13 protein-coding genes are annotated in these 15,753 nt (G+C 52.1%); 3 read left to right on the top strand and 10 right to left on the bottom strand.

Features of this window, described 5'->3' with window-relative positions:
• Nucleotides 1-5: 5 nt before the first annotated feature.
• The 3 genes from NSQ46_RS12795 to NSQ46_RS12785 all read left to right on the top strand — a co-directional run bounded on the left by NSQ46_RS12795 (nucleotide 6) and on the right by NSQ46_RS12785 (nucleotide 3,534).
• Nucleotides 6-1,199, top strand: coding sequence for a GTP-binding protein (locus NSQ46_RS12795; RefSeq protein WP_342576831.1), 1,194 nt, complete (start codon nucleotides 6-8; stop codon nucleotides 1,197-1,199).
• A gap of 398 nt (nucleotides 1,200-1,597) precedes the next feature.
• Complete coding sequence (locus NSQ46_RS12790) at nucleotides 1,598-2,149, top strand: AAA family ATPase (protein ID WP_342576830.1); 552 nt, start codon at nucleotides 1,598-1,600, stop codon at nucleotides 2,147-2,149.
• A gap of 257 nt (nucleotides 2,150-2,406) precedes the next feature.
• Complete coding sequence (locus NSQ46_RS12785) at nucleotides 2,407-3,534, top strand: hypothetical protein (protein WP_342576829.1); 1,128 nt, start codon at nucleotides 2,407-2,409, stop codon at nucleotides 3,532-3,534.
• 92 nt (nucleotides 3,535-3,626) lie between these two features.
• On the opposite strand, the gene NSQ46_RS12780 is transcribed toward NSQ46_RS12785, so the two are convergent.
• From NSQ46_RS12780 to NSQ46_RS12735, 10 genes are all read right to left on the bottom strand, one after another.
• Nucleotides 3,627-4,076 (bottom strand): macro domain-containing protein, encoded by a 450-nt coding sequence (locus NSQ46_RS12780; protein WP_342576828.1) that lies wholly within the window; start codon nucleotides 4,074-4,076, stop codon nucleotides 3,627-3,629.
• A 328-nt stretch (nucleotides 4,077-4,404) separates the two neighbouring features.
• Complete coding sequence (locus tag NSQ46_RS12775) at nucleotides 4,405-5,421, bottom strand: ABC transporter substrate-binding protein (RefSeq protein ID WP_213616612.1); 1,017 nt, start codon at nucleotides 5,419-5,421, stop codon at nucleotides 4,405-4,407.
• 146 nt (nucleotides 5,422-5,567) lie between these two features.
• Nucleotides 5,568-6,536 carry an ABC transporter permease gene (locus NSQ46_RS12770; protein WP_007128436.1) on the bottom strand — a complete coding sequence of 323 codons (969 nt, stop codon included), beginning with the start codon at nucleotides 6,534-6,536 and terminating at the stop codon, nucleotides 5,568-5,570.
• A gap of 43 nt (nucleotides 6,537-6,579) precedes the next feature.
• Nucleotides 6,580-8,079: a sugar ABC transporter ATP-binding protein gene (locus NSQ46_RS12765; RefSeq protein ID WP_213616614.1), complete on the bottom strand. Its 1,500-nt coding sequence runs from the start codon at nucleotides 8,077-8,079 to the stop codon at nucleotides 6,580-6,582.
• 144 nt (nucleotides 8,080-8,223) lie between these two features.
• On the bottom strand, nucleotides 8,224-9,207 hold the full coding sequence (locus NSQ46_RS12760) for a substrate-binding domain-containing protein (RefSeq protein ID WP_213616616.1): 984 nt from the start codon (nucleotides 9,205-9,207) through the stop codon (nucleotides 8,224-8,226).
• Nucleotides 9,204-11,000 (bottom strand): sensor histidine kinase, encoded by a 1,797-nt coding sequence (locus tag NSQ46_RS12755; RefSeq protein WP_007128439.1) that lies wholly within the window; start codon nucleotides 10,998-11,000, stop codon nucleotides 9,204-9,206. Before NSQ46_RS12755 ends, NSQ46_RS12760 begins: the two co-directional genes overlap by 4 nt.
• A complete protein-coding gene (locus NSQ46_RS12750) occupies nucleotides 10,997-12,616 on the bottom strand; it encodes a response regulator transcription factor (RefSeq protein ID WP_213616618.1) in 1,620 nt (539 codons plus the stop codon). The genes NSQ46_RS12755 and NSQ46_RS12750 overlap by 4 nt, the downstream gene beginning before the upstream one ends.
• A gap of 118 nt (nucleotides 12,617-12,734) precedes the next feature.
• Nucleotides 12,735-13,277 carry an NAD(P)H-dependent oxidoreductase gene (locus NSQ46_RS12745; RefSeq protein WP_007128441.1) on the bottom strand — a complete coding sequence of 181 codons (543 nt, stop codon included), beginning with the start codon at nucleotides 13,275-13,277 and terminating at the stop codon, nucleotides 12,735-12,737.
• Nucleotides 13,278-13,380: 103 nt separating this feature from the next.
• Nucleotides 13,381-15,093, bottom strand: coding sequence for a hypothetical protein (locus tag NSQ46_RS12740; RefSeq protein ID WP_007128442.1), 1,713 nt, complete (start codon nucleotides 15,091-15,093; stop codon nucleotides 13,381-13,383).
• Entirely contained in the window at nucleotides 15,090-15,650 is a 561-nt protein-coding gene (locus tag NSQ46_RS12735; protein ID WP_007128443.1) for an NADPH-dependent FMN reductase, read from the bottom strand. The genes NSQ46_RS12740 and NSQ46_RS12735 overlap by 4 nt, the downstream gene beginning before the upstream one ends.
• Nucleotides 15,651-15,753: the final 103 nt, after the last annotated feature.

Below are 15,753 nucleotides of genomic sequence, written 5' to 3'. Positions count from 1 at the left end.
AGAAGATGAACAAGACACCTGTCATCATCATCAGCGGCTTTCTTGGCAGCGGCAAAACAACCCTGCTCCTCAGACTGCTCGCCTACGCAAAGACTCAGCGGTGGAACACGGCCGTTATCATGAATGAAATGGGCGAAATGGACGTAGACGGAGCGGTTATTTCCGGTGACATGCCCGACGTTCCGGTGGAGAAGCTGCTCGATGGCTGCATCTGCTGCACGAAGCGCGGCGAGCTCGAACTGGCGATGGATGTGCAGCTCAAGCGGCGTCCCGATCTCATCCTGATCGAAACAACCGGCGTAGCGAACCCGCAGCTAATTCTTGAAGATTTGGCCGAACCATCATTGGCTGAACGCATATCTATAGCGCGCAAGGTGGCCGTCGTCGATGCCGGCAAAATGCTCGAATACAACAGCTTCTTCGCGTCGGATCGCAGTCTGGTGCGTACGCTCCGGGGGCAGATCGCTTTCGCCGATACCATTCTGCTGAACAAGGCAGGCGATTGCGATGCCAAGATGCTGAGAAAAGTGACGGCGGCGGTTCGGAACATCAACGGCACCGCCAAGCTACGTCTGACAGACTATGCCCACATTAACGAAGCCGAAGTTTTCGGAGTCATCTCGCTCCCCCCTCGAAACCAAGGCGGGATGGCGTCCGGCAGCGCCGCCGGAACAAGCTTCTCCCCTGTCCATATGGAAACCGCTGAGCCTGGAACTACTGCGGCTCCAAACAGTACGCATGCAGTTCCGCCCGGCTTGGCGGAAAATGCGGCTGGATTAGCGCCGGAGCCATTGGCTCCACAGGATCGGCTCCAAGGAAGACACTGGCATCATCATGAAGACGGCAGCAGCCAATCTCCTCCCCATACCTATCGGGATCCCAACGAGCCGACCTCGTACGCCGGCCTGGATTCGTTAACCTTGTCCTTGCCGGACTCGTTTTTGTCGCCGGACTCGTTAACCGCCGGAAAACAGGAGCTAGAGGCCTTCTTCCAGGGCGTAACGGGTCTCCTTCGGGCCAAAGGCTATGTCCGCCTGGATTCAGGCTCTATGCTGGTACAGTGGGCGGCGGGCAGGCTGGAGCACAAATCCAGCTCCCTGCCGCTGCAGCGGGGGTATCTCACGCTAATCGGAAGCGGGCTCGACAAGTCCCGCATCACCGAGGAATGGGACAGAAGGATGCGGAGCATCACCCGGTAAAGCATGCTCTAGAGTCACTTGAACAAAACACGGGTACTGGGTGATTCCCCCAGTACCCGTGTTTAATATGCAGTTATGCCGGAACATGAAACGCCATATGCCCTGCTTCACAATCTCAATCCATATTCATATTTCAAGCACTTGTTTATCGTAATAACGACTAGTTTAGTTGTGAAAATTTAGCTCCCTTTTATCTATTAATAATCGTCGGTAAAAAATGTTTTGAACGATGCTCTCCCCTCCTCCGATGCGGTTTCTATGCTATCGTTGAAGACAGAAATGCATCAAGTCGACACGCGAGGGCACAAACAACCTTTTCTTTGGCGGACCAAAGTGACCAAAAATTAGAATTGATTTATCGAATGCGAATCCAATGCATCAATAAGGAGGTTTTACGAATGTCTGATATACAAAATCCTGGCGTCATCATAGTGACGGGGGCCATGGCTTCCGGCAAATCCACCATCGCCCAGCTATTGGCGGAAAAATTTGATCGTGCCGTTCATTTACGGGGAGATACCTTTCGAAGGATGATTGTCAAAGGAAGGGAAGAACTGCTGCCTGACGCCTCAGAGGAAGCGTTAGCCCAGCTTGAGCTGCGGTATCGTCTTTCCGCTTCCGCCGCGGCCGCCTATGTCGCTGCCGGGTTCCAGGTCGTGCTTCAGGATATCATCATCGGGCCTCACTTGCAGACTATGGGCAACCACTTAAAGGGCGTCCCGGTATATATCGTCGTTTTGACGCCTAACACCGAAGTTCTCCTTCAGAGGGAAGCGCAGCGGAATAAGAAAGGATACGGCATTTGGAAAGCCGAAGAGCTGGACCGGCGGCTGCGTGAGGAAACGCCAAAAGTCGGTTTGTGGCTCGATACGTCGGATTTGACCATTGAACAGACGGTAGATGCCATCTGGGAGCGGGTTTGGAGCGAGGGAAAGCTTGAACGGCTATAAGCTGTATGCCCGTGTGACACTCCGAGCGAATCGCGTTGAATCAGTTCCTCGGCAGTTCATCGTCCCAACGAATATGACGCATTCCATTGATCTATCGTCCTTTGGTATATACGTATTGGTTGATGTACGCTCGATTCTGGCTAAAGACCGGGAAAGAATGGACAAGCGGTACTCACTTTACTTTTATTTCCTACTAACCGTTAACCATTTATGGTACTTTACTCATAGACCATAATGACTATAATCTTGGAGGCCGTATGAAAAAACTACTAAAAACAAAAGTGCTTATCATTTTTTTGATTACCTCTTTCTTTTCCATATTCTTGTCACCTGAATCAAACGCAACGTCAAATGTTATACCTGACAATGCTTATTTATCAGAAGAAAAGGCCATTTTCTTAGACGGTGACATTCTTGTAACACGTGAAAAAGCCTATTCCATTGATAAAATCAAAAATCCGGGTACGTATGTTCCTGTGAAATTATTGTCTAAACTTAAAAACATTTCAATCGACTACTCTAAACCAATCACAGTAAAGTCAAATAAGGGTACATACAAAATTAATGAAAGTAATTCCGTTTTATTAGACGGGACCACTTATATAAAATTAGACTACTTTTATAAGATATCAGGTCTGTCCGGTAAGGAGTTTTACGAATCTCATACTATTTTTCTGTGGAGCAACAAAGAAGGTAAAGCCAAATCAGAGAAATTAATGTCCCAGATCAAAAGGGTATCCGATGACTATCTTAAGACCTATATGGGGAAAAAGGTATACATCTATGAAGGAGAAAAGGTTGGCCGGGTAATTGAGATGGCAGTAATCAGCAAACAAACAACGAGTTTTAAAATATTGCTGAATAATGGAGTAGTCGTTGAAGAGCTGGTAAGTGGTTCTACACCTGATACATTCTGTACCTATTTTTATTATGAAAATGTTAACGGCTTTTATTCCGGCAAGTATTACTGGGCAAATAAAAACCTATTACCTTCATCCAATCCTCTTTTAAATATTGAAAAGGTCTACTTTAAATCTGTGAAGATGAAGGGAAATAAGCTCATTGTAACTGCAAAGAGATCAAACGGCGCTAATGTTACTTTTAAGCTTCCCTTTTATGATGACCCCAGCACGGTAATACAACAAGGTTTCTACACCGTTAATCCCAAGAGCGTATTCCCTAAGTGGGACTCTGCTACCTGGAATCGGATCGTTCAGCAAAAGATAGCTATAGGCATGAATCAGGAACAGGTGCTGCTATCCTGGGGAGCCCCCGATGATCATAGTTCGTACACGGGCAGCTATTTAACTATGGATCAATGGATTTATGGCGACACTTACTTGCACTTCTATAATGGTATACTTGATTCTTGGTCGGATTATTAAACTCGATCTCTAGGGCAGCAACGGACTGCCCTTTTTTTCGTCCATTCTTAAAAAACTTCTGACGTTCCGGCTGGCCCTAGCGAACAAATCATTCATTCTACCTTGTACAAAGTTACCTCGTAATCATGAAAAACATCCTCAATGATTCCATATACAACACTCCAATCCCCATTTGCCAGGCCGCAGCCAATGTTGAACGGTAAAGCTACGCTAAGACCGTCTTTTTGTGCTTCCGTCTTAAGTGCGGCTAGGGACTCCTTCAAAGCTTCATAATCCGTGTACCTCACTTTTTGTCTTCCATAATTGAGCTGACCAAACAGATTGGCAACGGATTTGTTATCGGTTTTGACGATCAGGCACTTGCCTAATACATCATGTGGATCGTGGTTTTGGCAAAATTCTTTATAAGCAGGAAATAAGCTCGGATACTTGTTTCGCAGCAGCTTAGCGATTCCGGACCCCATAACCCCTTGACAATTTACTTGGTGCCCAAGGATATCCTCAGCAGCTTCAAGCAAGCTCCCTTCAACCATTTTAATCATCCCGACTCCTCCATGCTTCATGCATTCATTCATGCTTGTATTCCCCAAGCATTAGTACCTTATTGTATCCCTCTTCCGGAAGTTGGTAAAGGGCCCCAAGACTAGGGTCGCTGGTAAAAAACAATTAAGCCTATTTATTCACTACAACCTGCTCCAGGGCTATGGTTTAATATAGATGTCCGGCCGGACGGAATTCACCGGAAAGGAGGCTGAACGAATTGATTCAGAATACGGAGGTGGCATTCGCGTAAAGCGGATGCTGCACGAACAAGGGGAGCCTCTAGGGCTCCCCTTTTGTATGATTGACACCCTGGTTTGCTTACGGTGCCTATTCGTAAATTACCGCCTTGATCTCCTCGCTGTCGATGTTGTTCTTGTCGTACCAGTAGAAGCCTGTGTCAATCTGCGGCTCCAGCTTCTCGCCTTTGATGGCAGCCACGGCGGCTTTCACGGTTTCATAGCCGATGCCAACCGGATTTTGCGTAATGGCTCCAGCCATCGTACCATTCTTGATCGCATCGATCTGGGCTTTGCCCGAATCAAAGCCGATCACGACAATCTGGCCATCCTTCTTCATTTCGGTCACGGCGTTAATGACGCCGACGGCCGAGCCTTCATTCGCACCGAATATGCCTTTCAGATCCGGATGCGCCTGCATCATCGCCTTGGCCAGGTCCGTCGATTTCAGATGGTCCCCGCCGCCGTACTGGATATCGACGATCTGGATATTCGGATACTTCTCCTCAATCTGCTTCTTGAAGCCGTCGCGGCGGCTGACGCCCGTGACACTCGTCTGATCATGAACAACCATGGCGATTTTGCCTTCGCCACCGATCAGCTCCGCCATTTTATCGGCTGCCAGTGCCGATGCTGCCATATTATCGGTCGACGCCGTTGTCACCGGAATATCGCTTTCCACCCCGGAGTCAAATGCGATGACCGGAATGTTGTTCTCCTGGGCTTTCTTCAGCAGTGGGATCGAAGCCTGGCTGTCCAGCGCGGCGAATCCGATCGCGCTTGGCTTTTTGTCCAGCGCAGCCTGCAGCATCTCAATCTGCTTATCCACTTGGGATTCCGTCTCCGGCCCTTCGAAGGTAATGCGCACGCCAAGCTCTTGGCCGGCTTGCTCAGCCCCTGACTTTACGGCTTGCCAGAACTGGTGCTGGAACCCTTTGGAAATGATCGGAATGTAGATTTCTCCTTCTGCGGCTGAACCTCCGCTGCCCGAGCCCCCTTCGCTTGGACTGTCACCGCCGGATGCTCCATTGCCTGCATTGCCGCAGGCGGACAGCAGACTCGCTGCGAGCATGAGCACGAGCGCAAATACCGATAGCTTTTTTCCCATCTTCAATCTCCCCTTGTTCTTTGAATGAAAATGTCCATCTATAGAACTTCCTGAAGGAAGGTCTACAAACATGTGATTCGCTGCAATCCGCCCGTCGGATGAGGGCGCTGATCCCTCCGCATGAGTTTCCTCCCGAACGAAGCTTCCTACGCTTTCCTTCTGCGGAGCATATCCGCATACACGGCCAAAATAATGACGAATCCGACGACGACCGTCTGCCACTCCTGCGGTACGGACAAGATGCGCAATCCGTTCGTCAGCACGCTCATGATCAGCGCGCCGATAACCGTACCCATGATCGTGCCCTTTCCTCCGCTGAGCGAGGTGCCTCCAAGCACGACGGCCGCGATCGCCTCCAGCTCATATCCGGCGCCTAGGGCCGGGTTCGCCGAATTCAGCCGGGAAGCCATCATAACGCCGGCAAGTCCAGTGAACGCACCCGTCAGGGTGTATATGACAATTTTCCAGTAACCGACGTTGACCCCCGACAACCGCGTTGCTTCCTCGTTGCTGCCGAGCGCGACATTGTACCGGCCGATAATGGTTTTTGACAAAATCAGAAAGCCGAGAATCGCGGCAATGAAGAATATAAGCACCGCATTCGGAATATCGAAGCCCGGAATCAGCGAGCCCAGCACGCTTCCCTGGGAAATGTTCGCAAAGCTTTCCGCTTCGGTAAAATAAATTGGCTTCGCGCCCGAGATGATCAATGCCAGCCCTTTCGCGATCATCATCATGGCCAAGGTGGCGATGAACGGCGGTATCTTCATCTTAGCAACCGCCGTTCCCGACAGCAGCCCGCACAGCGCGCCCGTCAGGATGCCGCCGAGAATGCCGACCGGGACGGGCAGCCCCCAGAACGTAATGAATACGCCGGTCATGACCGCACTTAAGGTCATGACCGTGCCAACAGACAGGTCGATGCCTCCCGTTATGATCACGAAGGTCGAGCCAAGGGCCAGAACGCCGATGACCGCCGTGGACAACAGAATGCCGATCAGATTGGAGAATTGAAAAAAGTTGCCTGACGAAATCGAAAAAGTGACGAGAAGCACAACCAAGCTTGCAAGAGCGAGCACCTGCTGCAGTGCGCCTGATTTCAGCTGTAGATTCATGGCTTGTATCTTTCCTTTCGTATGGTTAGATTCCGTAAATCGCTCACATCGCTGCCGTGGCCAATTGCATGATGTTCTCCTGCGTTGCTTCCTCATGCCCAAGCTCGCCGGTTATTCTGCCTTCGCACATCACGATGATCCGGTGGCTCATCCGAAGAATCTCCGGCAGCTCCGACGAGATCATGATGATCGATTTGCCTTGAGCAGCCAGCTCGTTCAGCAATTTGTAGATCTCGCTCTTCGCGCCTACGTCAATGCCGCGCGTCGGCTCGTCGAAGATGAGAATATCGCAGTCACGGGTCAGCCACTTTCCGATGACGACCTTCTGTTGATTCCCGCCGGAGAGAAACTTGACTTCCTGGTCAACATGCGGCGTTTTCACCCTTAGCCGATCTACGATCCGCTCCGCTTCTTGCCGGATTCGGCCGGTGTCCATCCATCCCGCCGGCTTCAGAAAGCGCCGGTAGGAAGCGATCGCAACGTTGCTCTTCACGTCCAGATCAACGATACAGCCGAAGCGCTTCCGGTCCTCGGATAAATAACCGATGCCGTGGCGCACCGCATCATGCGGTCCCTTCATTCGCACAGGCTGTCCGTGAACGCGGATCTCCCCCGCATCCGGCCGGTCTGCCCCGAAGATCACCCGGGCCAATTCAGTGCGCCCAGCGCCGACCAGCCCGGCAACGCCCAGAATTTCTCCTTTTTTCAAGGTGAAGCTGACGTCGCTCAGGACCCTTCCGCGGCTCACTCCCTGGACCTCAAGCACGGTCTCCCGATCACGGGAGACGCCCTCGGGCTTGGACGTATCGTAAATCTGGCGCCCGACCATCATGGAGATGATGTCCTGCGTGGAGACTTCCGCGGTCGGGACGGTGGCGATGTATTGACCGTCGCGCATCACGGTGATGCGATCCGTAATCCGTTTGATTTCATCCATCCGGTGCGAGATGTAAACGATTCCAACTCCTTCGGCGCGAAGCTGCCGGATGATGCGGAACAAATCCTCGATCTCCGCTTCGCTCAATGCTGCTGTCGGCTCATCCATCACCAGCACATCGGCGTTGTAAGACAACGCCTTCGCGATTTCGACCATCTGCTGCCTCGCAACCGTTAAATCCGCCACCAGCGCGGAAGGGTCCATAACGAGTCCCATGCGCTCGAACAGCGCCTCCACTTGGCGGTTGAGCGCCTTTTCGTCGAGGAACAGCCCGAGCTTCCGCCGCGGCTCCCGTCCGATGTAAATATTTTGAGCGACGGTCAGATCGGGTGCGAGGTTCAATTCTTGGTGAATCATGCTGATCCCCGCATCCTGAGCCGTTTTCGGGTGGTTGATTTCGACGGTCCTGCCTTTGTACGTGATGCTGCCCTCATCCTTCTGGTATACGCCCGTCAATATCTTCATCATCGTGGACTTGCCGGCCCCGTTTTCGCCCATAAGCGCATGAACCTCGCCTTTCCTCAGCTCGAAGCGGCATCCGTTCAGCGCCATCACGCCGGGAAATTGCTTGGTGATTCCTTCCATATGCACAAGTATTTCGCTCACAGTCATTCACCTCTCTAGCAGTGGAGCCTTTTACGATCATTCTACCTGTGGAGTGCAGCCCGCCGGAATGGAATATTCTCTTCGCGATGTTGAAAAATCTATGATTTTTCTCTCATTGAAAAACCCACTCGATAAAGGAAAAAGCTACTCCTCCACAAAGGGGAAGAGCAGCTTCTGATTTTCTTCGGTATACATATTGCTTTTGTGAATGACGACCGAGTCGGTATACACCTTGTCTGGAACCTTATCGCCTTCCAGTACGGAAAGGGCGGTTTTTACACCCAAATAGCCGATGTTAAACGGCTTTTGCACGATAATCGATTGAATGACCCCCTCCTCGAGCAGCTTGACCTCCTTGATTGAGCTGTCGAAGCCGACCAGCTTGACTTGTCCCGTGAGACCCAGCTTACGAATGGCTCTTCCGGCGCCAACGGTGGACGGTTCGTTCAAGCCAACGATCCCATCCAGGTCCGGACGCTCCTGCAGCAGCTTCATCGTGATCTCGTAAGCGCGCTCTTCCATGCCTTCGCTGAAATAGGTGCCGACAATCTCCGTCCCGGCTCTCCCTTCAAGGATGCTGCGAACGCCCTGCTCCCTCTCAATTTGAGTCGAGGCGCCTTGTACAAAGCTTACAATCGCAACTTGCGCATTCCCAGGAAGCAGAGCGGCAAGTTCTTTGCCGGCTTTCTGCCCGGCACCGAAATTATCGGTTGCAATCAGGGTTTCCGCGTAGCTTCCCTGCACGGCCGAGTCGATCATGACTAAGGGAATCCCCGCCTGGTGAATTTTCTCTGCCACCGGAACAAGGCGATGATAGTCGCCTGCAGCCATGACGATAGCGTCCGGTTTCTCCGGTATCGCCGCCTCGATCAGCTCGATCTGCCGGTCGACGTCGACCTCCTTCGGCGGACCAATGACGGATACCTCCACATTGAACTCCCGCGAAGCCGTATGAACGCCGTCTATCAAGACGCGCCAAAATTCGATTTCGTCCATCGCTTTAACGGCTACGGTTATTTTAGGGGGGGCCTGACGTCCCCCGCCGATCAGCTGATACACGGCAACTCCGAAGACCAAAGCCGCGACGGCGGCCAGCAGAACATATCGCAAACGAATCGTTGATCTCACGACAGCTTCTCCCCCCTTCCTGCAAGCTCCTCGACTCGGATGGCCGGAATGGTGACAGTAACGGTCGTTCCGGCACCTGGCTCGCTTTCATAGGACAAGCCGTATTCGGGACCAAAATACAGCTGGATCCGCTGATGCACATTCGCGATGCCTACGCTCGTCTTGGATCGCTCCTTCCCCGGAGCGGTCAACAGCTTGGAAAGCTTGTCCGGGGCCATCCCGATCCCGTCATCCGCCACCCGCAGCATAATGCGGTCGCCTTGCAGCTCGCCGCTGATGACGATGCTGCCGGGTCCCTGCTTGTTCTTGATGCCGTGGTAAATCGCGTTCTCCACGAGGGGCTGAAGGAGCACCTTCAGCGTCACGTACGGGTAAAGGCTCGGATCAACACTCTGCGTGAACCGGATTTTATCCTGATACCGCATCTGCTGGATGTTTAAATAACTCGTAATATGCTCGATCTCCGTAGCAATCGGGATCATTTCCCTGCCCTTGCTGAGCGACGCCCGGAACAGTCTGGCTAGCGCCGATGTCATTAGAATCACCTCGTCATGCTTTTTGCTCTCCGCCATCCAAATGATGGAATCCAGCGTGTTATACAGAAAATGCGGGTTAATCTGCGCTTGCAGCGCATTCAGCTCGCTTTTTCGTTTGACCTCCTGCTCGACGACGATCTGGTTCATGAGCTCCTTGATCTTGAGCACCATGACATTAAAGCTGCGGGCCAAGCTGGAAATTTCCTTGGAATGGCCGACCGGAACCCGGATATCGAAATTCCCCTTCTCAACCTCCGCCATCGTTTCCTGCAGGCGTTTGATCGGGCGCGTCAAGTTACGGGAAAGAAGGAATGATAACAGCACCCCGACGCCGAGGCAGAGCATCCCCGCAATGGCAAATGAGCGCTGCATCTGCCTTTTGTTGTCAACAAGCTCATTCTCGTAGAACACGCCGACGATTTTCCACCCGAAATCCGTGTCTTTGATGCTGTAAATCCGACTGCCTCCGTCTTCCTTCACTACAAATCCGCCCCGGGTATCTTGCAGCACTTGCTCCAACCGTTCAGTCTTCAAATTGCTGTAGAGCAGCTGCTGCTGCGGATGGTAGACGATACGGCCTTCCTTGTCGATTACAAATACGTACCCCCGGTTGCCAAGGTCCAGCTTGCTGAGCATGTCGTTGATGACTTTGAAGTTCAAGTCGATCAAAAGAATGCCGATCCCCTTGTCCGGATCCGATCCGCTCAGCTCCCGGCTAAGCGAGACGACCCATCGGTACTCGTCCTTAACGACAGGCTGCACATGCGAGGAGGAGATGACCGCCTGTCCTTTATGCTCTTGCGCCTGCCGGTACCAGTCCTGTTCCTGCAGCGAGATGTTCGGATTCAGCTCCGTATCCATGCGGTCCGAGATGAAGGTCCCGTTGTATCCGAAGATATGGATGGAGGCGATATCCTTACGGGAGACGAGGATGGAGTGGAAGTAGCCGGAGATCTTCCTCTTCAGCTTGGCCAGCTCTTCCGGCTCAAGCCCGCCGCCGGAAACGAGATATTCACGTACATTCGGATTGTTCATGGCCGCCAAAGACATGTCCTTCATGCCGGTGATATAGGTCTCAATATTCGCATTCACTTGGTTAATCAGCTCGGAGGTGTAATTTTCCGCTGTCTCCCGGACCGCCGATTCCGACAACGGGTAGGAGATAAAAATCAGCAGCAGCGCCGTGAACAGAACGAGCATGACGAAGGAGCCGGCGATGCGGGACTGAATGCTTTTGATGCGGGTGGACGGTCTCATCGCCGCTCTCCCCCAGCCGTGATCCGGTTTCGATATTCCGTCGGCGTATCGCCCGTATGCTTCTTGAACAGGACGCTAAAATACTGCGGATCCTGGTACCCCGTGCTCGCAGCAATCTCGTACGTCTTCATTCCCGAATGCTTGAGCAGCTCCTTCGCCTTATCCATCCGGATATCGGTCACGTATTCCACGAAGGTCCGGCCGGTATGCGCCTTAAAGAGCGCGCTGAAATAGCTGGTACTCATGAAGATGCGGCTGCTGACCGTCTTTACGGACAGATCCGGATCGCTATAGTGGGAATGTATGTAATCCACAGCCTCCATCATTTGACTGCGGGTTAGATCCTTACGGGTCTGCGCCACGCCTTGCAGCGCCTCCCCGCATACGCCTTTCAGCCACACCTCGATCTGCTCCAGCGATCGGAAGGAATACAAGTCGGACAGCAGCCTCTTCTCCATCCCGAACAGATCATGATCGTTGCTTCCTATCTCCATCAAGGTCTGCAGCACGGCCAGCATCACGCGCAGAATCCGCACATGGCATAATTCAATCGGCATTGAAGCGCTTCCAATTTCCTGGATCAGCCGCTGGATGCAATGGTCGACCTCGGAAGCGGTCCCCGCACGGATCGCCGACACAAGCGCCGCCTCAGCTTCGAAGCCGTCTTGAAGAGGCTTCCCCCCGCGCACCTCCAGGTCCGTAATGTTCACGACCTGATCAGGCCCCATCAGCAGCCGGTACTCCAGGGCGGCTTCGGAAGCGCGGCAGGAATGCCGGATCTCGGCTACATCGCTGCATACGGTCCCAATACCGACCGTTACCGTGAACTTCATATATTCCTTCACGGAATTGCGAAGTTCTTCGGCCAGCTTATATGCCTGTGCATGCAGCTCTTCCGCATTTGATCCTGACAGCACTGCCATGACCTTATGTTCTTTGAAACGAAAAACCGCCGATTCTTGCGCGCTCCCTGCAATCTCTTGAACAATGTTGTAAAGGGCAAAGGCATACAGCTCCACATCAGCCGTCTCCCCATACAGCGACGGCTCGTCCATCTCAGCTGTCATGGCGATATATAACGGCCCGTTTAGCGGAATATTGAAGTACGCCAGCTTGGCCGCGATATCCGCTCTTCGCATCGGCGATGAAGCCAGGCGTTCCAGAAAGCGCTCCGAGAGCAGCGCCATGCTGTTCTTCAGCTCCTGCTTCATCCTTAGAAGATGCTCGTTGCGGCCGCTCTCCTCGTCCATTTCCAGTTTGATTTTGTCCAGCAGCTCGCGCAGTTCTGCGGATGTAATCGGTTTCAAAATAAAGTCTGTTACCTGCAGCTTCACCGCCTGCTGCGCGTAATCGAAATCATCAAAGCCGGTCAAAATAATAATCCGCGTCTTCGGATACTTCTCCACGATTTGACGGGACAGCTCCAGCCCGTCCATGTATGGCATGCAGATGTCCGTCAGCACCACGTCCGGCCGTTCTTGGGCCATTACCTCCAGCGCTTCGCGTCCGTTCTCGCAGGCTCCGATGCATTCATATCCATGTTTGGCCCATTGAATCCGCTCTCTAATGCCTTCCCTTACGATCGGTTCATCATCCACGATCAGGATTTTGTACACGCAGCATCTCCCCCATCCGAAGCAATTCACATTTTTGTTGATTTTGTCGCGTTATGAGGTGAATATACAGGAAAAGCCCTTCGGCAGGCAACTGCCAAAGGGCTCCATGATCTGTTATCTACTTGCGGGTATTCATCCATGTGATGAAATTGTTGACCACGAGATCGAGGAAACGGATCGTCGGTTCATGAATCAGCTTACCGGATTCATCCATCTTCTCATGGACGGCGCCGATATAAACCTCATTGTTCGGCAGCAGCGGAGATGTGATGCCCACGGAAAAAAGGATATCCCGCAGATGCTCTTGTGCGCGAACCGTTCCCAGCTGACCCATCGATGCGCCCATGATCCATGACGGCTTTCCGTTCATAACCTTATCGACGCGCGATAACCAATCCAGCGCGTTCTTGAGCACGCCCGGTATGGAATAATTATACTCCGGCGTGATCCATAATACCGCGTCCGCGGCAGCAATCTGCTCTTTAAACTCCTTGACGGCCTTAGGCGGGTCCAGCTCAATGTCTTCATCGTAAAAAGGAAGCGGGCGAATATCCGCAATTTCAAATGTGATCTGATCCGCATACCGCTTTTTCAAATATTCCGCCAGCTTCCGGTTGTACGACTCTTTTCTAATGCTTCCTACAACGATTGCAACTTTCATGATTCCCTCCAGTTCCGTGCTTTTTTAGCACATAAATGTTCCATTGACGATACCCTGCTTGATATGATTACCATATCTTCCGACGTTTAAAATAACTTTTATCCTACTTCATTAACGACAGCAGCCTACACACACCGCGTTCCATATCTGATCTTCTCTCCGGCGGCACATATTGGAGCAGGGACAATGCAGCATAAGGCACTTTGATGGCATGTGGATCTTCATATTGTCTGTTCCAATAGCTTGCTTCCGTAATCGAGGCTTCCTCGGCGATGTTTACCCCCTGGTTCGATAGCGCTTCAGGCCTTAGGCGGTTAAGCTTCATTTGCAGCCGATGATTGCCTTGACCGAGCTTTGCCAGCTCGGCGTATCCGAGCCGTTCCAGTTCAATCAGCGCATGGGCATGGGTAACGCCATGCTCCAGTTCACCGGCAAAAAAGTAAAACTCGCCTTCAACATGTTGATCCGGCAGGACGAGTTCCAGCTCGGAAAGGGCACGAACTGCCAGATCCGATGCATCCCGGTAAGGCGGGATGTCCGAGAGCAAATTTTCCGATCGATTCAGCTGCGTATAATCATCGATTCCGTAATAGCGTGCAAGTTTATGTTCTCCGCCTGCATCTTCCATCAGCTTTAGGATGCCTCGAACGATGGACGGAGTCAGCAAGTCCGGACGGTCCCGCAGCGCCTTTAGCGCGAGTACGCCTAAGGTTACCCCATGTCCGGAGGTGCTCAGATTTGTCAGGTTAGGCAGCAAGCCTTCAATCAATCGTTCCATCAGCTCTGGCTGCGCAGTTTCGGGAGGATAGGGCTTAAACCAATCTTCATGCCGACTGCGCAAGTGGCGGCAATTGGCAGCCAGCCCCTGCAATACCTCCTGCGGAAGGTCATGCTCTTTTTGCATATAATAAGCTGCCAAATAAGCTCCGCCGACATGCCCTTCAAACCATCCGACCTCGCCGCCCCGGCTCAAAGCCGTCAGACCTTCCTCAAGAAATTCGTCGCCAATGACCGAATTCACCTCCTCCCCTTCGGCTGCGTGCGGCAAATTCAGCCTGACCGCAATATCCTTGGGGAAGCTAGTGACCTTCAATCGGATGCTGTACCCGTACATTCTGAAATGAAGACCTGCTTCGGTATCCGATATAATCATCCGGCGATCCAAGGATGACCGAACCCGATCCAGAAAGCGTTCGTCTGTCACGCCATATGTTATTTCCAGTGAAGGCGCCAGCGCATACATCGCGATTGGGATCCATTTGCGCATGGTTGATACAACAACGGCGTGGGCCGTTCCGCCAATAACAAAAGCAAATTGATCAGACTCCTTGGCAATCGTTAACCCGAGCGTCTGTTTCATCCATAATCTTGCAGCTACCGGGTCTTCCACGGGCAGCCCTACCTCCCGCAAATACAGGACACCGTAAGTGCCATACGGAACGAGCACATCTTCCTTCAAATACGGATGGGCAAGAAATTCGAGCAAATTCCCGTCTCCATCCCTGAAGTACACGTTCACACTGGAATCGATTGAAGCAACAATTTTTCCGTCCGGCCCTTTTAATAAGGGCATCTGCTCCCCAAGCTTCTGAACAATGAATTCAAACTGGGAATAAGCCACCTCAAACGCCATGTGGACAGGGGTTATCGGTTCACCAGCTTCCTCAAATTTCAGCGTAAAATCAGGCGTTGGCTGAAACTCGATCTCGTTCTCGCTTTCCCTTGCGACAGGGAAATGAAGCAGATCATGGTAGAATTGCTTCACCCCCTGGATCGAAACCGTCTTTAATTTCAAACAGGCGAAATGGGTAATCATAAGGCTTCGACCTCCTCTTTGCTGCTGATCTTCTTGACCAGCTCCATGAAGATAGCGAGGGCTTCCTTGGCTCGATAATCCAGGACGATCGTTCCTTCTGCCGCTTCCGATTCGTAAAGATTGCGCTGAGACCCCCCGATGGAAATCCACTCCGGACTGTTAATTCCGTGCAGATTGCGTACCGTAGCCTGCATCTGCTGCAACGAACTCACACCGACCGCGCCGCCCGCCGAGCTTACGGATAGAACCGGCTTACCCGAGAAATGCATCTGCCCCATATGATCCAAGGCGTTCTTCAGCACTCCGCTCATCCCTCCGTGATACTCCGGTGTAGTCAAAATAATGCCGTCGGCCTCCATTAACAGACGCTGCAGCTCACGAACGCCCTCATGACGGTTAAATATCTCGTCTGGGGAATAGAAGGGAAGCGGAGTTTCATACAAGTTAAACAGCTCCGTTTCCACGGACCCCAGGTTCATTTGTGCTTGAAGGGCTTTCGCCAAAATGGTGCTTGTTGCTTCCTTGCGGTTGCTGCCCGCGATGATCACGATCTTCATTTGTACTGCCTCCCCTGCTCGTATTTGAAAGCTTGTTATGTACATTGTAGAGGAGGCAAGCGATCGAAATCGTCAGCATATGGAGTGATTTTACAAGCAAAAG

Source organism: Paenibacillus sp. FSL M8-0142, from assembly GCF_038597315.1.
Taxonomy (GTDB): Bacteria; Bacillota; Bacilli; order Paenibacillales; family Paenibacillaceae; genus Paenibacillus_AQ; species Paenibacillus_AQ lactis.
The sequence above is the reverse complement of the archived record's forward strand: the minus strand, read 5'-3'. Positions and strand labels throughout refer to the sequence as shown.

Coding starts and splice junctions, on each gene's coding strand:
- NSQ46_RS12795 (WP_342576831.1), top strand. CDS start 6: ATGAACAAGACACCTGTCATCATCATCAGCGGCTTTCTTGGCAGCGGC.
- NSQ46_RS12790 (WP_342576830.1), top strand. CDS start 1,598: ATGTCTGATATACAAAATCCTGGCGTCATCATAGTGACGGGGGCCATG.
- NSQ46_RS12785 (WP_342576829.1), top strand. CDS start 2,407: ATGAAAAAACTACTAAAAACAAAAGTGCTTATCATTTTTTTGATTACC.
- NSQ46_RS12780 (WP_342576828.1), bottom strand. CDS start 4,076: ATGATTAAAATGGTTGAAGGGAGCTTGCTTGAAGCTGCTGAGGATATC.
- NSQ46_RS12775 (WP_213616612.1), bottom strand. CDS start 5,421: ATGGGAAAAAAGCTATCGGTATTTGCGCTCGTGCTCATGCTCGCAGCG.
- NSQ46_RS12770 (WP_007128436.1), bottom strand. CDS start 6,536: ATGAATCTACAGCTGAAATCAGGCGCACTGCAGCAGGTGCTCGCTCTT.
- NSQ46_RS12755 (WP_007128439.1), bottom strand. CDS start 11,000: ATGAGACCGTCCACCCGCATCAAAAGCATTCAGTCCCGCATCGCCGGC.
- NSQ46_RS12745 (WP_007128441.1), bottom strand. CDS start 13,277: ATGAAAGTTGCAATCGTTGTAGGAAGCATTAGAAAAGAGTCGTACAAC.
- NSQ46_RS12740 (WP_007128442.1), bottom strand. CDS start 15,093: ATGATTACCCATTTCGCCTGTTTGAAATTAAAGACGGTTTCGATCCAG.
- NSQ46_RS12735 (WP_007128443.1), bottom strand. CDS start 15,650: ATGAAGATCGTGATCATCGCGGGCAGCAACCGCAAGGAAGCAACAAGC.